The organism is Salinisphaera hydrothermalis C41B8 (assembly GCF_000732535.1).
GTDB lineage: Bacteria > Pseudomonadota > Gammaproteobacteria > Nevskiales > Salinisphaeraceae > Salinisphaera > Salinisphaera hydrothermalis.
In genome coordinates, this window is sequence record NZ_APNK01000004.1 from 152,918 (window position 1) to 172,620 (window position 19,703).

A 19,703-nucleotide genomic window follows, 5' to 3' on the forward strand; every position below is an offset into this window, starting at 1 on the left:
GACACCGGGCGGTTTCCGATGAGTCTTTGGCTGTCGGCCATTGGCGCCTCGCGCGGGGTCGCGATCGGGCCCGTGCATCGCATGCATGGCACCGATCTGGATATTCCCGAGTACCATATCGGCGCCGAGGCGATCGAGGACGAGATCGCGCGCTTCAACGCCGCCGCGCGCGAAGCGCGTGAACAGCTGGCCGCGGTGCGCGATCAGATTCCGGCCAACGCCCCATCCGAAATCGGCGCTTTCATCGAGACTCATCTGTTGATGATGGACGATGCGGCACTGATCGAGACGGTGACCGCGCGAATCCGCGATGATCGGGTCAACGCTGAATGGGCGCTCAAACTGCAGGCCGAGGAACTGATCGACGTCTTCGAGCAGATGGACGACAGTTATCTACGCACCCGGCGCGACGATATCGCTCACGTGACCGCGCGGCTGCAGCGTGTCTTGCTCAATCAGGAACACCCGATCGGCGGCTGCCCCACCGACGAGGCCGGCCCACGGCCGGTCATCGTCGCCGACGAACTCACGCCGGCCGATATCATCCTGTTGCACCAGCAGGGCGTGGCTGCGGTGGTCACCGAACACGGCGGGCCGCTGTCGCACAGCGCGATTCTGGCGCGCAGCCTGCGTATCCCGGCGTTGATGGGCGCCGTGGGCGCGCGTCGCATCCTCGCCGACGAAGAAAACGTCATCGTCGACGGCGAGGCCGGCCATCTGCTGGCTGATCCCGACGAAGCGGCGCTTGCCTTCTACCGGCATCGACAACAGCGCGACGCACGCTACCAGCGCATGCTCGCCGTGCTGCGCGACGAAGACGCGGTCTCCGCTGACGGCGTGCGTGTGACCATGCTCGCCAACGTCGAACTGCCCGGCGATGCGATCGAGGCCGGCAAGGTCGGCGCCGAGGGGGTCGGACTGTATCGCACCGAGTTCCTGTTCATGAATCGCGACGATTCGCCGAGCGAGGACGAGCAGTTCGAGGTCTACCGCCAGGTGGTGGCCGCGATCGACGGCCCGGTCACCATTCGTACGCTGGACGCCGGGGCCGACAAGAGTCTCGGCCGGCCGGACAAGGTCTCGCCGAACCCGGCCCTCGGCCTGCGCGCGATCCGACTCTGTCTCAAGGAAACCGCGCTGTTTCGCACCCAGCTCCGGGCGTTGCTGCGGGCCTCGGCCGAGGGGCGCATGCGCATCATGCTGCCCATGATCTCTACCGTGTCCGAAATACGCCAGGCGCGTCATCTCATCGGCGAGGTCGCCGCGGAACTGGATGACGAGGGCATCGCCTACGATCGCGATCTGCCGGTGGGCGCCATGATCGAAGTCCCGGCAGCGGCGCTGGCCGCGCCGACGCTCGCGCGCTACTGCGACTTCTTCTCGCTGGGTACCAACGACCTGATCCAGTACACCCTGGCCATCGATCGTATCGACGACGAGATCAATTATCTCTACGACCCGCTGCATCCGGCCGTACTGGGGTTGATCCGCATGACGATCGACGCCGGGCGCGCGGCCGGCATCGGCGTATCGATGTGCGGCGAAATGGCCTCGGACAAGCGCTATACCCCACTGTTGCTGGGGCTCGGTCTGACCGAATTCTCCATGCATCCGGCCAGCGTGCTCGAAGTCAAACGCGCGGTCATGGGGGCGGATGTAGATCGGTTGCGCCGGCGCACGGCCGAAATTCTTTCCCTGACCGACGCCAATACCTACCGCGAGGCGCTCGACGGGCTCACGCGCGAGAGCATCGACTAATCCATGGCGGGTTTGCTTTCATACCGGCCGCGGGCCCGGCCACGGGTATGAGCGGCTGAAAAAAAGCCCGGTTTTCGCTATGTTGTAACTCTGCCCGCCCCACTGCCAAGGCCGTCGCATGAGCGAGCCCGCCGTCAAGACCGATGTGCTCGAAGAGCGCCTGGCCTCGCTGGATGCGGCCCTGCAATCGGGCCGCATGCGTCGGCTCAAACCGATGCTGGCCTCGCTGTCGCCAGCCGAAATCGCCCTCTTCCTGGAGTCCATCCCGCGCGCCAAGCGTGAAGTGGTCTGGGCACTCGTACCCGACGAGGATCACGGCGAAACGCTGCTGCACGTCAACGACGAGGTGCGCGCCGAACTGATCGATTCGCTCGACCGCGAGACACTGCTCGCGGCGACCGAGGGCATGCCGATCGACGATCTGGCGGATCTGGTCGAAGACCTGCCCGAGCAGGTCACGCGCGAAATGCTGCGCTCGATGGACGTGCAGAATCGCGAGCGGCTCAAGGTCGTGATGTCCTACGCGCCGGATTCAGCCGGCGGCCTGATGAACAACGACACCATCACGGTCCGTCCGGACGTCTCACTGGACGTGGTGTCGCGTTATCTCAAGCAGCGCGCCTCGCTGCCCGACGATACCGATGCGTTGTTCGTGGTCTCGCGCTATGGCCGCTACCTCGGCATGCTGCCGCTGGCCAAGCTGGTCACGCTCGATCCCGAGCGCGATGTTTCGGAGGTGATGAACACCGATATCGACGCGCTGGCGGTGGACATGCCGGCCGCACAGGTCGCCAAACGGTTTCAGGACCTGGACTTGATCTCGGCGCCGGTCGTGGACCCGGAAGGCGGCCTGGTCGGCCGGATCACGATCGACGACGTGGTGGACGTGATTCGGGACGAAGCCGAGCACAGCATCATGAGCCTGGCCGGTCTCGACGAGGAAGAAGACGTGTTCGCACCGATCGGACGCAGCGCGCGCCGGCGCGCGATCTGGCTCGGCACCAATCTCGCCACGGCGTTCCTGGCGTCGGAAGTGGTGGGGCTGTTCTCGGACGCCTTGTCCAAGATCGTGGCGCTGGCCGTGCTGATGCCGATCGTCGCCAGCATGGGCGGCATCGGCGGCTCGCAAACACTCACGCTGATGATTCGCGGCCTGTCGCTCGGCCAGATCGGCTTTGCCAACGCTCGCGCCCTGCTGGTCAAGGAGCTGGCCGTCGCACTCATCAACGGCATTCTGTGGGGCGTGGTGGTCGGCGGCATCGCCTTCGTCTGGTTCCACCAGCTCGGTCTCGCCGTGATCATGGCGGCCGCGCTGGTCATCAACCATCTCAACGCGGCCGTGACTGGTGTCGCCATCCCGCTGGCGATGAAGAAGATGGGCATCGATCCGGCGCTGGCCGGCTCGGTCGTGCTGACGACCTTTACCGACGTCATCGGCTTCGCGTCCTTCCTCGGCCTGGGCACCCTGTTTCTGTTGCACTGATCCGGCGTATCACCCGCGGCCGGGCGCCCACCCCATCACTGCCCGGCGATGGTCATCCGATCGATCACCACCGAGGGCGTGCGCAGCGCGCTCTGATATTCGACGTCATTGCCCAGGGCGGCGATGCCGTTGTACATCTCGGCCAGATTACCGGCGACGGTCGCATTCTCGACTGGATAGGCCAGCTCGCCGTTTTCTACCCACCAGCCGGCCGCCCCGCGCGAATAATCGCCGTTGACCAGATTCACGCCCTGGCCCATCAGCTCGGTGACGACCAGCCCGCGGCCCATGGCCGAAACCAACGTCTCGAAGTCATCCTGCCCCGGCGCCACATCGACGTTGAATACGCCGCCGGCATTACCTGTGGTCGTGAGCCCCAGTCGGCGCGCGGAATAGGCCGAGAGCAAATAGGATCGCAGCACGCCGCCGGCGACCAGGTCGCGTTCGGTGGTCGCCACGCCGTCGTCATCAAACCCGGTGCTGGCCAGACCGTGACGACGATGCGGCACCTGACGCAAGGTCAGCGTGGGCACGGCGATACGTTGATCGATGCGGTCTTTGAGAAAACTGGCATTGCGATACAGCGAGCCACCGCTGATCGCGCCAAACAGATGCCCCCAGAGGCTGCGCGCGACGCGCGGCGTGAACAGTACCGGCGCGGTCGTGGTCGGCACAGCGCGCGCGCCCAACCGGGCCAGCGCACGATCGGCCGCTAGCCGTCCGATCTCGGCGGGCGCCAACAATTCCTCGGCGCGTCGAGCCTGGGAGAACGCGATCTCGCGCTGCATCCGGCCGTTGCTGTCGCGCGCAATCGCGGTACAGGACGCCGCATGACGACTGGCGCGCTCGATACCGATAAAACCATGGCTGTTGCCATAGGCGCTGATCGCGTCCTGGGTGGCCACTGTCGCGCCCTCGGTCTGGGCGATGCGCGCGTCGGCATCCAGCGCCGCGGCTTCCACGGCCAACGCCATATCCTGGGCGGCGTCCGGGGTCAGCGACCACGGGTTGTAGAGCGCCAGATCCGGCCAGTCGCGCGCCATCAGATGCGCCTCGGCTAGGCCGGCGTATTCGTCGGGCTCGGTGAAGCGCGCAATGGTCAGGGCCTGATCGAGCGCCGCCGCCAGGCCGGCGGGCGTGAGGTCAGTGGTCGAAGCGCTGCCGCTGGCTTGGCCCCGATAGACGGTGACTGCCGCGCTTCGATCGCCTTCGTATTCGAGCGTTTCCCGCGCCCGATCACGTACCGAGACCGACAAGCTGCGCGAGGCCGACAGACTGGCCTCGGCGGCATCCGCGCCTGCCCGGGCGGCCCGTGCCAGCATCGAGTTCAACGACTCGCGCAAGGCGTCCGATGTCGGCAGTTCGCGGGTATCGGCAGAGACGACGGCAGGCTCGGTCATGCAGGATTGTCCGGACAGTCAAACCGCCAAAATAGCCGTCTCGCCGTGGCCCGCGCAATACGCGTGCGCGCCGCCTAGCGGTTATGCTGGCGCCATGCCGCGACACGACCCTCACAACAAGACTTCGGCACACCGCCGCCTGCTTGGCGTTCTACTGCGGCCGCGCTCGATCAACGGCCTGGTCCTGGCCAGCTTCGCGGTCGTGGCGACACCCCTGATGGTCGCGATCGTGGCCAGCGTGGTGTACGTGAACCGTCTCAATACACAGAGCGAGCGCCTGGTGATGCAAGGCGTCGCCGTCACCCGCGACAGCAAGCGGCTCAATAGCCTGCTGATCGGCATGGAACGCAGCGCTCGCCAGTATCGCGTGCTCGGCAGCGACGATTTGCTGCAACGCTTTGCGAGCCAGGCCAAGGATTTCGAAACCGAATTGAAGTCCCTGGCGAGTTTGCATTTGGACACGGTGCCGAGCTGGAATCTATCGAAACTGCGCACGCAGGTGGCCTCGCTGGCGACGCAACTCGGCACCGGCGATCAACAGACCAACAATGTGATCGCGACGTTGAACAGCATCCGCGATGCCACCGACGCGATCGCCGATCAAGGCACGCAGTTCGTCGACCAGGAACTCGATCGCCTGCAGAGCACCGCCCGTCATGCCCGACTATTTCTACTGGTCTGCGTGTTCGCCCTGATTCCCGCGGCAATCGCACTTGGGTTATTTTTAACCTTCGTGATAACGCGGCCGTTACGCCAGATCCTGGATGCGGTCGCGCACTTGGGAACGGGTGATTTTTCGCGGCCGGTTTCGATCGTCGCTCCGGCGTCGGAGCTCGATCGGCTGGGCGAACGCCTGGACTGGATGCGCCAGCGGCTGGCCACGCTCGATGAGGAGAAACAGCAGTTCATCCGACATATGTCGCACGAACTGAAGACGCCGCTCGCCAGTATTCGCGAAGGAACGGAACTACTCGCGGACGGCTCGGTTGGGCGGTTGAGCCAGGAACAACATGAAGTCGCCACGATTCTGCAGAGCAACAGTCAGGATCTGGCGACGCTGATCGACAATCTTTTGAATTCCGCGGCGTGGCAGCAGCAGCGGTCCCGGTTGGAGTACGCGGAATGCGATCTGGCCGCGCTGATCGCACGCATGATCGAACGCCAGAAGCTGGCCATCGAGGCACGTGGCCTAAACGTCGAGCGCCCACGCTCGTCCGTTTGGCTGACAGCGGATGCGGATCGCCTGCATTTGATCGTCGATAATCTGCTGGCCAACGCGGTCAAGTATTCGCCGGCCGGCGGCACCATCCGTATCGAGGTCGAGCACGACACGCGAGGGGGGACGGATTTATATGTATCGGATGATGGGCCAGGCGTGGCGCCGGCCGAACGCGAACGTATCTTCGAGGCTTTCGTGCGCGGCAGCAGCACGCCCGGCACCGCCTCGGCCGTCAAGGGCACGGGCATTGGACTCTCGGTGGTTCGCGATTGTGCTCAAGCACATGGCGGACATGCCGACGTGGTCGAGCGTGGCGGCTGCCGCAGTGTTTTTCATGTCTATATTCCGCCCCAGAATGCGCTGGCCTGAGAAGCGCAGCGGGCACGCACTTCTTGCTGCGCTGGGGCTCGCCCTGAGCCTGGCGACGACCGGCTGCGCACACGAGGAGGCCCGCCCCCCGCATGCGTCGCAACAAACCTCGACGGAACTGTCGGCCCCGGCCCTGACCCTACTCGGCTATGCACGCCGTCTGGCCCGGACCACGCCGGCCGGTCGCGAAGCCGCCGTGCGCGCCGCGCGGCGCCAGGTCCGCACGGCCCCTGGCGCGGTATCCTATGCCTATCTCGCACTGGCGCTCGGCTCGCCGCATCAACGGCTCTACACACCCGACGAGGCGGCGCGGTATGCGCGCCTGGCGCTCGATACCAAGCCGGCCCCTTGGGACCCGGATGCGCGCCAATACTTAAGCGACTACGCCCGCTTGTATGGCGAACTCACTCAGGATGACGAGACCGACGAGGCCGACCGCCAAATCGCGGACCTCAAGTCCCGCTTGTCCAACGCGCAGAACAAACTCAAGGCGCTATCGCATATCGAAGATCGCCTGGATACCGTCGAGAATCGTCCGTGACCGAACACCGCAAAGGCCGCCTGCTACTGGTCGACGACGACCCCAGCCTTCGTCGACTGATGACCATTCGACTCGAGGGCGTCGGCCACACCGTGGCCAGCGTCGAAAGTGCCGACCGGGCGCTCGAAGTGCTGGGCGAATTCGGTGCCGAATGCGTCATCACCGACCTGCGCATGGACGGCATGGACGGGCTCGATCTGTTGCAGCGCCTGTCGATCAATCATCCCAACGTCCCGGTGATCGTCATCACCGCGCACGGCACCATCCCGGATGCAGTCTCGGCCACTCAGGCCGGCGCGCTCGACTTCCTGGCCAAGCCCGTCGACAAAGAAACGCTTCTGGCACGCGTCGACCAGGCGCTGGCCCAGGGCGGCATGCCGGCGCGTGATTGGGACAGTATCTGGCAAGCACGCATCGTCACCCGCTCGCCCATGATGCGGGAACGCCTGGCCGAAGCCCGCATGGTGGCCGAAACCGACAGCAGCATTCTGATTACCGGCGAATCCGGCACCGGCAAGGAAGTCATGGCGCGGGTCATGCACGAAGCCAGTCCGCGCGCGGAACATTCGTTCGTGGCACTGAACTGCGGGGCCATGCCCGAACAATTGCTCGAGTCCGAGTTGTTCGGCCATGAAAAAGGCGCATTCACCGACGCTAAGAGCGCGCAACCCGGGCTGTTTCGCTCGGCCGAAGGCGGCACCATATTTCTGGACGAAATCGGCGACATGCCGATCGCGCTTCAAGTCAAACTCTTGCGCGTATTACAGGAACGCGAAGTCCGGCCGGTCGGCGGTCGCCACAGTATCCCGGTGGATGTGCGTGTCATATCGGCCACCCATCGCAATTTGGATGAGGCAATCGCCGAAGGCGCGTTCCGGGAGGATCTGTACTATCGTCTCGCCGTCGTGAGCCTCGCCCTGCCCTCGCTGGCGCAGCGTCCTGAGGATATTGCGCCGTTAGTGCGTCATTTCCTCGACCGCCTCGCCCGCCGCGCCGGCCAGCGGCCAAAGGTTTATGCGCCCGATGCCATGGAGCGACTGACGGCATACACCTGGCCGGGCAATATCCGTCAGTTGTCGAATGTGGTCGAACATAACGTCGCTCTCACCCGCGGCCCCGTGATCGGACGTGCGGCCGTGGACAAGGCCCTGGCCCAACACGGCGACCCCGACGCCTCGACCTCCAGCATCCGCCCTCTGGCCCAGGCTCGCGACGAGTTCGTCCACGATTATCTCGTCCAGCTGCTGCGGATTACGGAAGGCAACGTCGCGCGTAGTGCCCGACTGGCACAGCGCAACCGTACCGAGTTCTACAAGCTGTTGAACCGTCACGCCATCGACCCGGCGCAATTCAAACATTGAATCGCCTGTTGCCTGTAGACGACAACGACCTGCGCTGTTCCCGTCTCAAGCGTTGCTTTTTGACGACAACATTTTTCTTTTTATAACAGACACTTAAAAACATTCCGCCGCAACCGTCTCCAATTGGCGACGGTTTTTGCCATCACGTGACGCGGTACGGCGACGCCCAGTTCGCGAACCTCCCGAAACACCACGTAAGATCATGATTTTAAAAAACATTAAAATCATGGCACAGGGGTTGCTATACAGAGACTTAGATTCGGACAAAAAACGGCACCTGACGCACTGATGACGAACTTCCTCGCGGTCCTGACGGCGGCTCTATTACTCGCTGGCCCCTGGGTCGCGGGATATGCCGGCACCCAGGACGGCGCGGCCCATGCCCCGGCGGCTTGGGCGTCCATGGACGCCAATAGCGATGGGGCGTTGACTCGCGACGAAGTCGCGACGACGCCATGGGCTCAGAAGTTCGACCAGATGGATGCGAACGGTGACGGCAAAGTGACGAAAAAGGAGTTCAAGCAGTACGAACGACACATGAAACGCCGGCAGGCTGAAAGCCAAAACGGCGGTTCGTGATTCGTTGCAAAGTGTTCGCGTGATTACGCGATACGGTTTCGCCTGGTCGGGCCGGTTCCCCCGGTCCCCCCTCGTGCCTCGGCGTTAACGGCCCGGCCAGTGCGATTTAAACCGCCATCCACGTAATCATGCACCCGTTTCGCCGGTCGGGTCGGAGTTTCTCCCGGTCCCCCCCTCGTGCCTCGGCGTAGCCCGGCCCGACGCGGCGAATTAACGATAAGAAATAGCTCAGGCTGTTATCAGCCCCTCGAGGCCGCCTTGCGCGGCCTTTTTTTATGCACGACGTTCCGGCCCAGTGCTTCATCGGCACCAGCCGGCACCTCGCCCCGGACGGTTCGTAACCACGAGGCGCGGCATCTGTCGAAGTGTGATGGAAGTACGCCGAACGCGTCCCGGCAAACGAAGACGCCGATCATGCGGTACCACGCGGACCGCTACGCTCGCGGATCAGGACGCCCGATACAACGCTCAGTCGCGATCGGCCAATGCCGCAAGCAGCTTGTCGTGAATCCCGCCGAACCCGCCATTGCTCATCACGATCACGACATCATCGGGCCGTGCATCCGCGGCGATCGCAGCCACCAGGGCGTCGACATCGTCGATCGCCTGGAAGCGGTCACCGAGCGGCGCCATGGCATGCGCCAGATCCCAGGTGATGCCGGCGTCGTAGCCGTAAACCCGGTCGGCGTATTCGAAACTGGCAGCCAGGGTAGCCTCATGGACACCGGCACGCATGGTGTTCGAACGTGGCTCGAACGCCACGAGTATCCGGCCACGCTCGCGGCTCGCGGCCACGCCCTCGAGCGTGGTCCGAATAGCCGTTGGGTGATGAGCGAAATCGTCATAGACCGCGACGCCGCCTGGCGTGCCGCGCAGCTCCAGACGCCGTTTGACGCCGTGGAAGCGGCCGAGCGCTGCGATCGCCGCCGTGGGCTCGATACCCGCATGCTCCGCCGCCGCGATCGCCGCACAGGCGTTGGCCGCGTTATGTGCGCCTTTGAGTGCCCAGTTCAATTCGCCGACCGTCGCGTCGCCCTGGCGAATGCGCAGCTGACCGTAATCCGGGCTCAGCGGCTCAACATGCCAGCCAGCCGCGCCGTTGAACGCGACCCGCGGAGTCCAGCAGCCTTGCGCAATCACCGCATCGAGCGCCGTATCGGCCGCGTTATGCACGATGCATCCCGAGCCGGGCACGGTCCGCAGCAGGTGATGGAACTGCCGTTGAATCGCCGCGAGATCGTCGAATATATCGGCGTGATCGAATTCGAGATTGTTGAGAATGAGCGTCCGCGGGCGGTAATGGACGAATTTCGATCGCTTGTCGAAGAAGGCCGTATCGTATTCGTCGGCTTCGACCACGAAGAACTTCGAGTCGCCCAGCGCCGCCGACGTACCGAGATCGGCCGCAATCCCGCCGATCAACCAGCCCGGTGCCAACCCCTGATCAATCAGGATATGGGCCAGCATGCTCGCCGTCGTGGTCTTGCCATGGGTGCCGGCCACCGCCAGCACCCAGCGGCCCGCGAGGACGTTGTCGGCCAACCACTGCGGCCCGGAGGTATAAGCCAGGCCTCGATCGAGCATGGCTTCTACCGCCGGGTTGCCGCGCGCCATGGCGTTGCCCACCACCACCTGGTCCGGCGCCGGCTCGAGATGCGCCGGGTCGTACCCTTCCATCACGTCGATACCGGCTTCAGCCAGCTGGGTGCTCATGGGCGGATACAGGCCCTGGTCGGACCCGGTCACCTCGTGCCCGGCAGCGCGTGCCAGCAACGCCACCCCGGCCATGAAGGTGCCGCCGATTCCCAGAATATGGATATGCATGACGAGCTCTCGTAGCGGTGCAGCGTGTGCGGGTCAGCCGAGTACCGAAAAGACCAGCATCAGCAGAACCTCGAAACCGAGGGTCACGGCAACGCCCAGCACGATCGGCACGCCAAGCGCGTTGCGATAGATATGGGTATAGATCGCCAGGCCCCAGATGCCCACCACCAGATACACCAGCGCGAACAACGGCGACGGCATCGGCACCTGCGACGGATCGGTCGCGCTCCGCAGGGCGTCAAGATACGGCCGCAGGGCGTGCGTGGGCGCCAACATGATCAGCGTCAGCACCGCCCCCGACGAAAACAACGAAGTCGCCGTCTGGTTGAAGCGATTCGACAGGCCACGCAGGCGCAGAATAGTCGCGGCGTAAAGACCGAGCATGAGCGTCGCCAGCCCGGCTTGCACCAGCGCACCGGCCAATGACCCGACCAAGGCGACCTGAATGAACAGAACGATACAATAAGCCGCTATGCTGACCACCAGCGACGACTGATCGCCGGGCATGTCCTGCGGCCCGCGGCGAAACAACATGAGGTCGGCGAGTCGGCGGGCAAATTCCATGGTCAACGCGAGATCCTATGAACGAAAAGCTCGATGAAGCCAAGCGCATGATACCGAAGGCGCCCGGCGGCGTCGTCACGATAGACGACGACCTCGCGCTGGCCGACCTTGTGGCAGAACTGGCCTCGCGCGAGTGGATCGCCGTCGATACGGAGTTCCTGCGCGAACGGACGTACTATCCGAAGCTCTGTCTAGTCCAGATCGCCGATACCGATCGCGTCGCGCTAATCGACGTGCTTGCGCTATCCGACCTGCGCCCGCTGGCGGATTTGCTCACGGCAAGCGACGTGCGCAAGGTGTTTCATTCCGCCGAGCAGGATCTGGAGGTGCTCTACCATACCTTCGGAGCCATGCCGGCTTCGATATTCGATACGCAGGTCGCCGCACCGCTGCTCGGCTTCGATGACCAAATGGGCTATGCCCGGCTGGTCGACGCCCTGCTCGACAAAAAACTGCCCAAGGGCCATACGCGCACCGACTGGAGCAAGCGTCCGCTGCCGGAGGGCGCCCTCGATTACGCAGCGGACGATGTCCGCTATCTGTCCGTGGCTTATCAGGTCCTGTGTCAGGCGCTGGCCGCCGCCGGCCGACTCGACTGGCTGGCCGACGATTTCGAACGCATGGTCGAGCCAGATCGGTTCGATGTCGATCCAAGTGCGGCATGGCGACGCATCAAGGCCTGGAACCGGCTCGCGCCGAGCGCACAACAGGTCCTGGCCGAACTCGCCGACTGGCGGGAACGCCAGGCCATGGCCAGCGATCGGCCGCGGCGCTGGATTCTCGCCGACGCCCCACTGATCGCGATCGCCGAGAACCAACCCGAGACAGATCTCGAACTGGCCGATACCCCGGACCTGCCATCCAGGACGCTGGAACGCTACGGGGACGAACTACTGGCCTGTGTAGAACGCGGCCGGGCACGCCCATCGGAGGTACTGGACCCAAACGCGGGACCGCCAGACGAGATCACGCGTCGTCGGATCAAGACCGGGATGCGGGCGCTCACCCGGGCGGCCGAGGCGGCCGATATTCCGCCAGCGGCAGTCGCCAGCCGGGCCGATATCGCTGCCATCGTGGCCGGTCGGCGCGACGGGCGTCTTCTGCGCGGATGGCGCGCGGAAGTCGCCGGCCATGCCGTCGTCGACGCCATCGAGACGGCCCAGGCCGACGCGGCCCAATCGTAGCTACAGCAATCGTTGCGCTGCCGGCCGGCGGCCGGCAGCGCAACGGGAATCAGACGTCGGCGAGCGCGGCCTTGATTCGGGCGTAGATCTCGTCGACCGTGCCGACGCCGGCGACCGGCTTGAGCAGACCTTGCTGCTCGTAATAGGCCACCAGCGGCTGCGTCTGTTCCTGATAGACCGACAACCGGTTCCGAATCGTTTCTTCGTTGTCGTCGGCCCGACCGCGTGCCATCAGACGCTGGACGATCTCTTCGTTGTCGACTTTCAGATGCACGACGCACTGCAACGGGCGATCGAGCTCGCCGAGCAGTTCGTCAAGCGTCTCCGCCTGCGCTTCGCTGCGCGGGAAACCGTCGAGAATGAAGCCGTTTTCGGTATCCGGCTGGTTCAGACGCTCCCGGATCATGCCGACCACGATATCGTCGGATACCAGCTCGCCGGCATCCATCGCTGTCTTGGCCTTGAGGCCAAGCTCGGTCTGGTCGGCCACCGCTGTGCGCAGCAGATCCCCCGTCGAGATCTGCGGCACGCCGTACTCCTCGACAAGCTTGGCGCTTTGCGTTCCCTTGCCCGAGCCGGGCGCGCCCAGCAGCACGATTTTCAGCATGATATCTCCGCCAAAAGACCTTGGATTTCTTGGGTGGTGGCCGCCGCGCAAACTGAATGTGCCCGAGTCGCTGGCCGACGCTCGACGTTACTGGCTGCCCCCCGCTAAGTCAATTGTCGCGAGCTCGCGCGCTCACGTATGCTGGGCGCCAGACGCTTGCGGCCACAGGGTTTCACGACGCCGTCGCCGTACGATCACCGGCTGTTCAGCCCGAGACCGCTAAAACGCACGACCGGCCGACTCATCAAGGGAAAAACGGATGACGAAGAAGAACGCCTTCTATGCTCAAAGCGGTGGGGTCACGGCAGTAATCAACGCATCGGCCGCCGGCGTTATCGAGGCGGCACGCGAAAACAGCGACACCATCGGCGCGCTCTATGCCGGGCGCGACGGCATCGTCGGCGCGCTGACCGAGGACTTGATCGATACGTCGGCGGAGGACGCGGCCACCGTCGCCGCCCTGCGTCATACCCCGGCCGGCGCATTCGGCTCGGCCCGCTACAAGCTCAAGGGGCTGGATGAAAATCGCGTCGAATACGAACGGCTGATCGAGGTATTCAAAGCCCACAACATCGGCTATTTCTTCTATAACGGCGGCGGCGACTCAGCCGATACCTGCGAAAAGATCAGCCATCTGTCGGACGAGATGGGCTATCCCATTCAGGCGATCCATATCCCCAAGACCATGGACAACGACCTGCCGCATACCGACTGTTCCCCCGGGTTCGGTAGCGTAGCCAAATACACCGCCGTATCGATCCGCGAGGCCGGCTACGACCTGCACAGCATGTGCAAGACCTCGACCAAGGTCTTCATCCTCGAGGTCATGGGCCGGCATGCGGGCTGGACGGCGGCGGCCGGCGGGCTCGCTGCCGAGTTCGAGGGCGATGCCCCGCATATTCTGTTGTTCCCGGAGATCGAGTTCGATCGCGCGAAATTTCTCGCGAAGGTCGACGACACGGTCAAGCAATACGGTTTCTGCACCATCGTGGCGTCCGAAGGCGTGGAGATCGGCACCGATTTCACCCGCGGCGACGGGCGCGAGGCGGACGCCTTCGGCCATGTGCAGCTGGGCGGCGTGGCACCGAAAATAGCCGAGCTGATCAAATCGCATCTGGGGTACAAATACCACTACGCCATCGCCGATTACCTGATGCGCGCCGCGCGTCACATCGCTTCGGCGACCGACGTCGAACAGGCCTATGCCGTCGGCCGGGCCGCAGTGGAGTACGCGGTCGCCGGCAAGTCTGGCGTGATGGTGACTATCGAACGCGAGTCCGACGAACCATACCGGTGGTCGATCGGCGAGGCCTCGCTGCAGGAGGTCGCGAACGTCGAGAAATTCATGCCGCGTGATTTCATCAGCGAGGACGGCTTCCACATCACCGACACCGCGCGTCGCTATCTCAAGCCGCTGATCGCTGGCGAGAGCTACCCGCCGTATGTCGACGGCCTGCCCGACTACGCGCGGCTGAAGAATCAGGCCGTGCCCAAGAAGCTGGAAACCGGCTTCGAGATTTGAGCCACGGCTTCGTTACACTACGCGGCACCTGACTCGTTAACTCTTCCATTCCCTTCAACGACACCACAAGAGGCGCATATGGGCTACGAAGCACTGACGCCGGGCAAGAACCCGCCCGAGGAAATCAACGTCATCATCGAAATCGTCGAGGGCTCGTCCTCGGTGAAATACGAAGTGGACAAGGACACCAACTGCCTGATGGTGGACCGCTTCATGAACGTGTCGATGCACTATCCGGCCAACTACGGCTTCGTGCCGAAGACGCTGTACGACGACGGCGATCCGGTGGATGTGCTGGTCCTCACCCCCGAGCCGATCGTGCCGGGTGCGGTGATCAAGTGCCGTCCCGTGGCCGTGCTGGGCACCGAAGACGAATCGGGCCTGGACGCCAAGATTCTGGCCGTCCCGACCGACAAGATCAGCACCGACTACTACAAGGACGTGCGCGATCTGGATGACGTCGACGAGCGTCTGCGCAACAAGATTTCCCACTTCTTCGAGAACTACAAGGCCCACGAGAAGGGCAAGTGGTCGAAGATCACCGGCTGGGAAAACGCCGCCAAGGCCAAGGCCGAGATCGAGAAATCCATCGAGGCCTACAACAAGGGCTGAACGGGCAGCCGGCGCTCGCCGGCGTCCACACAAAAAAGCCCCCGCCGAGCGATCGGCGGGGGCTTTTTTCGTATCCGGCGAAGTCGCCGTTAGAACACGATCTGCGTCCGGGCGCTGACCGTATTGCCATTGTCGACACCGGTGTAAGAACCGCTGCGGTTATCCGTCTGCCACAGCGTGTCGTCCAGCAGCACACGCATGTAGTCGTTCAGATACCAGCTCAGACCCACGGTCGTACCATGGCCGGTCCCACCGCCGTAGATGGCACTGTGGTGGGCATTAACCGCCTGGTAACGCGCCATGAGCTGCCACGCACCGATACCGCCCTGGGTGACCGGATGCGCAACGTCCGGATGCGTCCACACACCTTGCTTGGTGGAGTAGCCGAACTTCTCGCCGGTGAGCGACACACCGACCTGGGCCGAGTAGGCATCGATATGGGTATCCGTACCGCCGTTGCGGGCGTTGACATCCAGACGACCATATTCGGCGCCGGCGGCGAACGGACCGGTCAGCCCAGCCAGCTCGAAACCGTACGACGTGCTGCTGTCGGCATTGAGTTCAGGCCCCTCCACGCGGAGGTTACCGTTGTAGTGATCAGCAATGATCGTCCGGTCGGAGAAGCCCGAGTGACCCGAGCTATAGTCTTCATAATAGCCGTTGGCACCCAGGTGCACGATGGTGTTGCCGGTATTGATCGGATCCCAGTGCGCACGAGAGCGAATCAGGACGTTGTCCGACGACTTATTACTGTCGTTGGTCGAGCCATTGGTCACAGCGAACGAGATATGGTCGTCATGCTTGCCATAGAACGCAGTGCTGACGCCCACGTTGTAGGCGCCCGGCGCCAGTGAGATCGCGTTGGCGACGGTGTTGCGCTCGGTGAACCAGGTGTATTTCGAAGACGTCCGGCCATCGAGACCGCTGTCCGAGAACTTGCTGCCGAGATACACCACGCCCTTGCCGAGCTCGAAGTTCTTCTGGGCCGCCAGGTACATGTCGCGAATGCCCACGCTGTTGCCAGCGAAGTCCAGCTCGGACTTGTACATCAGCCAGCCGGCGACCTTGCCGTGCGCATCGAGACGGATGCGACGGAATTCGGAGCCGGTGATGTTGCGGCTGTTGTAGTCGGATCCCGTCGTGCCCGAAAAATCGTACTGAATACGACCGCCGATGCCGAACGTATAGTCGCCGTTCGGGCTCGACAGCTCGGGCGCGCCGTCCGACCAGTCCACCTTGACGCTGTCCTTCTCCAACTTGGACACGCGCTGTTCCAGACTGGCGTTACTCTGACCGTTGCTGGCGTAAGTGGCTTTTTCGGCCGCCTTGCCAGACGGCACCGAAGGCTGGGTTTGACGCGGCGCGCCACCGTTGGCGGCGTTGGCGCTCATGCCCGAAGACGCCGTCTGTGAGGCGCCCTGGCCGCTACGCTGCTGTTCGAGTTGATCGATCCGCGCGTTCAGGCGCTGGATCTGCGCGGCCTGCTGCTTGACCAGATTGGCTAGCTCGGCATTGGACGGCGCCGATTGCGCCATCGCGGCCGGCACGTACACGGACGCGCTGGCCACGACGGCGGTCATGACGCTGGCCCGCCATAGTCTCCCTGAATCCATTATTTTCCCCTGAATAATTTGAGCTGAATGTCCGGTCGTCCCCAGCTGATGGTAAGCACAACTGGGCGCGGCTGATATTCGCCTTTTTGACAATTCTGTGACAGCACGATCGTTCTGATTTATAAGACAGATCGCCTTGGAGAGGCGCTGACGAGGCGAATTGCGTTCGATTGTATACAGGGGTCGACAATCCCGAATCAACGCTCCATTAGTCGAGGGCGCAGCTCCTGCAGATTGCATGGACGCGTGCGGGAATCGATCTGGGCGGCAATCAGCTTGTCCCAACCGTCGGCTACGGCGCCCGACGAACCGGGCAGACAGAACACGAACGTCGCCTTGGCCACCCCGGCGATGGCGCGCGACTGCAGCGTGGACGTGCCGATGGATTCGTAGGACAGCATGCGGAACATCTCGCCGAAGCCGTCGATGCGCCGATCGAACAGCACTTCGATGGCCTGCGGCGTGACATCCCGTCCGGTCAGGCCGGTGCCCCCGGTGGTAATCACCACATCCGGTGCGTCGTCGGCGATCCAGCGCGCCACAATCGCGCGCAGCTCGTAAACATCGTCCGGACAGATCCGTTTTTCATGCAGTACGTGCCCGGCCGCCTGCAGGCGTTCGACCAGCACGCGCCCGGACTTGTCGGTGGTCTCGGTACGGGTATCGGAGACAGTGAGCACTGCAATGTGCAGCGGCACGAATTCTTCGCTCATGGCGGGCAAGGCAATGGACGGACGATGCCGGTCAAGATGCCATAAAAACGTGGGGACGCCGCGATGACGCGCTGCTGACTCCCAGGTATACTAGCCACTTGGCCGCTTCCAGCGCCCGGCATCGCTCGGGCCCGGCCACAACGTGCGGCGGTGCTTTCCGCCCGGCCGCCGAAGATCGACACGGACACTGCATAACAATCCAGGTCGGTCTGCTATTCACACCACCAGGACAATGCATGTCATTCGATTCCCTCGGCTTGTCGCCGCATCTGCTGGCGTCAATTGCCGACGCGGGCTATACCTCGCCCACCCCGATTCAATCCCAGGCTATTCCGGCCATCATCGACGGCGCCGACGTACTCGGCGCGGCCCAGACCGGCACCGGCAAGACCGCAGCGTTCGTGCTGCCGATCCTCGAGCGCCTCGGCCAGTCCCATGAAAAGAAACCGCGCGTGCTCGTGCTTGCACCGACGCGCGAGCTGGCCGCCCAGGTCGCCGAATCGGTGACCACCTACGGCGCCAACACTCAGCTCAAGCGCACCGTCGTGTTCGGCGGCGTCGGCTATCAGCCGCAGATCTCGGCCTTCAAGAAAGGCGTCGATATCGTCGTCGCCACGCCGGGGCGTCTGCTCGACCACTTGCAGAACGGCAATATCGATCTGTCGAATCTGAACACGCTGGTGCTCGACGAAGCCGATCGCATGCTCGACATGGGCTTCATCCACGACATCAAGCGCGTGCTCAAGTACGTGCCGAGCCAGCGCCAGACGCTGTTGTTCTCGGCGACGTTCTCCAACGATATCCGCAAGCTGGCGAACTCGCTGCTGACCAACCCGGTCGAGATCGATGTCGCCCCGCGCAACTCCACCGCGGAGCGCGTGGCCCAGCGCGTGATCATGGTCGAGAAGGCCCGCAAGCGCGCGGTGCTGAGCCATCTGATCGGTTCCAAAAACTGGTCGCAGGTGCTCGTATTCACCCGAACCAAGCACGGCGCCAACCGACTGGTGAAACAGCTCGAAACCGACGGTCTCACCGCCGCCGCGCTGCACGGCAACAAGTCGCAGAACGCGCGAACCAAGGCGCTCGACGGCTTCAAGAACGGCACGGTTCGTGTGCTCGTGGCCACCGACATTGCCGCACGCGGTATCGATATCGATGCCCTGCCGCACGTCGTGAACTACGAGCTGCCGACCGTCCCCGAGGACTACGTACATCGTATCGGCCGCACCGGCCGCGCCGGCGCCGAGGGCGAGGCGTTGTCGCTGGTCGGTCCCGACGAACGCAAGAACCTCAAGGGCATCGAGAAGCTCATCGGCCAGCAGATCGATCGCTTCCAGCCGGAAGGCATCGACCTGCGGGCGCCGCATGCGGCCGACGATGACGAAGACGACCGCGGCTCACGCCCGCCCCGCCGGCCGGCCAAGAGCAAGCCCTCGCGTCCGCGCGGCGGCCAGAACAAGAGCGAAGGCAAGCCCCGCAGCGACGGCGACAAACCGCCGCAGCGCGGCAACAAGCCGCACCATGAACGGGCCCGGCACGACGACGGCGGCGATGCGGGCGCGCACAAGCCGCGACGCAACGCCCGGCGCGGCAAGCGCGGCGGACGTGGCGGCCAACGCCGCAGCGGTGGTAACGCCACGAGCTGATCGGCTCGCGGCTGCTTCGTGCGCTCGCGCATGAAGCGATCTGAAGAAGAGCGCGCCCGGCCCAAGCCCGGCGCGCTTTTTTTGAGCTCGTGCGGGCGCCGGCCCTTATCGAACCCGATTCAACGGGCCCTCTTCTGCGATCTACGGCGATCGCGCCCTGTCGAGCGCCGCGCTCGGCCCACGCCCACGGCGTTTCAGCCGGTCAGCGTGCTCGTTCCCGTGGTCACCACGTAGAGCGCGGTCATCACGGTGGCAAAGACGAGCGTCACCCCGAAAAACGGCCCGGTCTCCAGCGGGCGCTCGGCATACAGACACCAAGCCACATAAATTCCGCCGCTGATCATGAACGACATCACCCAGTAGCACAGCGCCCAGGGCGCACCCGTGACCACCAGCAGCCAGTAGATCGGCAACGTGACCACCACAAGCAGTACCAGACTCGCGATCGCGTACAACGCGCCATGAAATTTCCGATCGATGGCCATGTTCGTTCCCTGTCGCCCCCGTGATGAATCCAATGCGCCGACGGTCGATCTCACGACCTACGGTACGCACCGCCGTTGCCCCGTTCGCTGCGCCGCCGGCGTTTGCGCTGCAAAGCAAAAACTAGGCCGCCGTTAGTCCTCGGCAAGCCGTGGGAGGATGCCCGGTTATCGATTCGCCGCGAACCTCCGATCGGTCGCGGCCGCTGAATCCTTTACAATCACG

At 64.0% G+C, this 19,703-nt stretch carries 17 protein-coding genes; 10 read left to right on the forward strand and 7 right to left on the reverse strand.

Going from position 1 to position 19,703, the window contains the following annotated elements; all coding sequences use genetic code 11:
• Window positions 1-18 precede the first annotated feature (18 nt).
• Together ptsP and mgtE are read left to right on the forward strand one after the other, a co-directional pair.
• On the forward strand, window positions 19-1,758 hold the full coding sequence (ptsP, locus tag C41B8_RS04895; RefSeq protein WP_037334850.1) for a phosphoenolpyruvate--protein phosphotransferase: 1,740 nt from the start codon (window positions 19-21) through the stop codon (window positions 1,756-1,758).
• Window positions 1,759-1,876: 118 nt separating this feature from the next.
• Window positions 1,877-3,241, forward strand: coding sequence for a magnesium transporter (mgtE, locus tag C41B8_RS04900; protein WP_037334853.1), 1,365 nt, complete (start codon window positions 1,877-1,879; stop codon window positions 3,239-3,241).
• 35 nt (window positions 3,242-3,276) lie between these two features.
• On the opposite strand, the gene pmbA is transcribed toward mgtE, so the two are convergent.
• The gene (gene pmbA, locus C41B8_RS04905; RefSeq protein WP_037334855.1) at window positions 3,277-4,641 is read right to left on the reverse strand and encodes a metalloprotease PmbA; all 1,365 of its coding nucleotides are present in this window, start codon (window positions 4,639-4,641) and stop codon (window positions 3,277-3,279) included.
• A gap of 94 nt (window positions 4,642-4,735) precedes the next feature.
• On the opposite strand from pmbA, the gene C41B8_RS04910 reads away from it, so the two are divergent.
• From C41B8_RS04910 to C41B8_RS04925, 4 genes are all read left to right on the forward strand, one after another.
• The gene (locus C41B8_RS04910) at window positions 4,736-6,229 is read left to right on the forward strand and encodes a sensor histidine kinase (protein ID WP_037334857.1); all 1,494 of its coding nucleotides are present in this window, start codon (window positions 4,736-4,738) and stop codon (window positions 6,227-6,229) included.
• The gene (locus C41B8_RS04915) at window positions 6,216-6,770 is read left to right on the forward strand and encodes a hypothetical protein (RefSeq protein WP_037334860.1); all 555 of its coding nucleotides are present in this window, start codon (window positions 6,216-6,218) and stop codon (window positions 6,768-6,770) included. The genes C41B8_RS04910 and C41B8_RS04915 overlap by 14 nt, the downstream gene beginning before the upstream one ends.
• Window positions 6,767-8,131: a sigma 54-interacting transcriptional regulator gene (locus C41B8_RS04920; RefSeq protein ID WP_037334862.1), complete on the forward strand. Its 1,365-nt coding sequence runs from the start codon at window positions 6,767-6,769 to the stop codon at window positions 8,129-8,131. Before C41B8_RS04915 ends, C41B8_RS04920 begins: the two co-directional genes overlap by 4 nt.
• Before the next feature lie 288 nt (window positions 8,132-8,419).
• Window positions 8,420-8,710, forward strand: a complete 291-nt coding sequence (locus C41B8_RS04925) for an EF-hand domain-containing protein (RefSeq protein WP_037334865.1) — start codon at window positions 8,420-8,422, stop codon at window positions 8,708-8,710.
• A gap of 468 nt (window positions 8,711-9,178) precedes the next feature.
• On the opposite strand, the gene mpl is transcribed toward C41B8_RS04925, so the two are convergent.
• Window positions 9,179-10,534 carry a UDP-N-acetylmuramate:L-alanyl-gamma-D-glutamyl-meso-diaminopimelate ligase gene (gene mpl / locus C41B8_RS04930; RefSeq protein WP_037334868.1) on the reverse strand — a complete coding sequence of 452 codons (1,356 nt, stop codon included), beginning with the start codon at window positions 10,532-10,534 and terminating at the stop codon, window positions 9,179-9,181.
• A 33-nt stretch (window positions 10,535-10,567) separates the two neighbouring features.
• A complete protein-coding gene (locus C41B8_RS04935; RefSeq protein WP_037334871.1) occupies window positions 10,568-11,098 on the reverse strand; it encodes a hypothetical protein in 531 nt (176 codons plus the stop codon).
• A gap of 17 nt (window positions 11,099-11,115) precedes the next feature.
• Here C41B8_RS04935 and rnd point away from each other — a divergent pair, with 17 nt between their 5' ends.
• Window positions 11,116-12,282 carry a ribonuclease D gene (gene rnd / locus C41B8_RS04940; RefSeq protein WP_051883089.1) on the forward strand — a complete coding sequence of 389 codons (1,167 nt, stop codon included), beginning with the start codon at window positions 11,116-11,118 and terminating at the stop codon, window positions 12,280-12,282.
• 49 nt (window positions 12,283-12,331) lie between these two features.
• Here the strand turns inward: rnd and C41B8_RS04945 are convergent, their stop codons facing one another.
• On the reverse strand, window positions 12,332-12,889 hold the full coding sequence (locus C41B8_RS04945) for an adenylate kinase (protein WP_037334874.1): 558 nt from the start codon (window positions 12,887-12,889) through the stop codon (window positions 12,332-12,334).
• 259 nt (window positions 12,890-13,148) lie between these two features.
• Between C41B8_RS04945 and C41B8_RS04950 the strand changes: the two genes are divergently transcribed.
• Together C41B8_RS04950 and ppa are read left to right on the forward strand one after the other, a co-directional pair.
• The gene (locus C41B8_RS04950; RefSeq protein WP_037334878.1) at window positions 13,149-14,411 is read left to right on the forward strand and encodes a 6-phosphofructokinase; all 1,263 of its coding nucleotides are present in this window, start codon (window positions 13,149-13,151) and stop codon (window positions 14,409-14,411) included.
• Window positions 14,412-14,489: 78 nt separating this feature from the next.
• Window positions 14,490-15,023, forward strand: coding sequence for an inorganic diphosphatase (gene ppa, locus C41B8_RS04955; protein ID WP_037334881.1), 534 nt, complete (start codon window positions 14,490-14,492; stop codon window positions 15,021-15,023).
• A gap of 89 nt (window positions 15,024-15,112) precedes the next feature.
• Here the strand turns inward: ppa and C41B8_RS04960 are convergent, their stop codons facing one another.
• Both C41B8_RS04960 and moaB read right to left on the reverse strand, forming a co-directional pair.
• The gene (locus C41B8_RS04960) at window positions 15,113-16,603 is read right to left on the reverse strand and encodes a porin (protein ID WP_037334884.1); all 1,491 of its coding nucleotides are present in this window, start codon (window positions 16,601-16,603) and stop codon (window positions 15,113-15,115) included.
• Window positions 16,604-16,833: 230 nt separating this feature from the next.
• Window positions 16,834-17,349 (reverse strand): molybdenum cofactor biosynthesis protein B, encoded by a 516-nt coding sequence (gene moaB, locus C41B8_RS04965; RefSeq protein ID WP_037334886.1) that lies wholly within the window; start codon window positions 17,347-17,349, stop codon window positions 16,834-16,836.
• Between the two features lie 236 nt (window positions 17,350-17,585).
• Here moaB and C41B8_RS04970 point away from each other — a divergent pair, with 236 nt between their 5' ends.
• Window positions 17,586-18,995 carry a DEAD/DEAH box helicase gene (locus tag C41B8_RS04970; RefSeq protein ID WP_084188512.1) on the forward strand — a complete coding sequence of 470 codons (1,410 nt, stop codon included), beginning with the start codon at window positions 17,586-17,588 and terminating at the stop codon, window positions 18,993-18,995.
• 194 nt (window positions 18,996-19,189) lie between these two features.
• Here C41B8_RS04970 and C41B8_RS04975 read toward each other — a convergent pair whose 3' ends face one another.
• A complete protein-coding gene (locus C41B8_RS04975) occupies window positions 19,190-19,480 on the reverse strand; it encodes a hypothetical protein (protein ID WP_037334889.1) in 291 nt (96 codons plus the stop codon).
• Between the last annotated feature and the right edge of the window lie 223 nt (window positions 19,481-19,703).

Coding starts and splice junctions, on each gene's coding strand:
- C41B8_RS04935 (WP_037334871.1), bottom strand. CDS start 11,098: ATGGAATTTGCCCGCCGACTCGCCGACCTCATGTTGTTTCGCCGCGGG.
- ptsP (WP_037334850.1), top strand. CDS start 19: ATGAGTCTTTGGCTGTCGGCCATTGGCGCCTCGCGCGGGGTCGCGATC.
- C41B8_RS04915 (WP_037334860.1), top strand. CDS start 6,216: ATGCGCTGGCCTGAGAAGCGCAGCGGGCACGCACTTCTTGCTGCGCTG.
- pmbA (WP_037334855.1), bottom strand. CDS start 4,641: ATGACCGAGCCTGCCGTCGTCTCTGCCGATACCCGCGAACTGCCGACA.
- C41B8_RS04910 (WP_037334857.1), top strand. CDS start 4,736: ATGCCGCGACACGACCCTCACAACAAGACTTCGGCACACCGCCGCCTG.
- C41B8_RS04925 (WP_037334865.1), top strand. CDS start 8,420: ATGACGAACTTCCTCGCGGTCCTGACGGCGGCTCTATTACTCGCTGGC.
- moaB (WP_037334886.1), bottom strand. CDS start 17,349: ATGAGCGAAGAATTCGTGCCGCTGCACATTGCAGTGCTCACTGTCTCC.
- C41B8_RS04960 (WP_037334884.1), bottom strand. CDS start 16,603: ATGACCGCCGTCGTGGCCAGCGCGTCCGTGTACGTGCCGGCCGCGATG.
- C41B8_RS04970 (WP_084188512.1), top strand. CDS start 17,586: ATGTCATTCGATTCCCTCGGCTTGTCGCCGCATCTGCTGGCGTCAATT.
- C41B8_RS04945 (WP_037334874.1), bottom strand. CDS start 12,889: ATGCTGAAAATCGTGCTGCTGGGCGCGCCCGGCTCGGGCAAGGGAACG.
- C41B8_RS04975 (WP_037334889.1), bottom strand. CDS start 19,480: ATGGCCATCGATCGGAAATTTCATGGCGCGTTGTACGCGATCGCGAGT.
- mgtE (WP_037334853.1), top strand. CDS start 1,877: ATGAGCGAGCCCGCCGTCAAGACCGATGTGCTCGAAGAGCGCCTGGCC.
- mpl (WP_037334868.1), bottom strand. CDS start 10,534: ATGCATATCCATATTCTGGGAATCGGCGGCACCTTCATGGCCGGGGTG.
- C41B8_RS04950 (WP_037334878.1), top strand. CDS start 13,149: ATGACGAAGAAGAACGCCTTCTATGCTCAAAGCGGTGGGGTCACGGCA.
- ppa (WP_037334881.1), top strand. CDS start 14,490: ATGGGCTACGAAGCACTGACGCCGGGCAAGAACCCGCCCGAGGAAATC.
- rnd (WP_051883089.1), top strand. CDS start 11,116: ATGAACGAAAAGCTCGATGAAGCCAAGCGCATGATACCGAAGGCGCCC.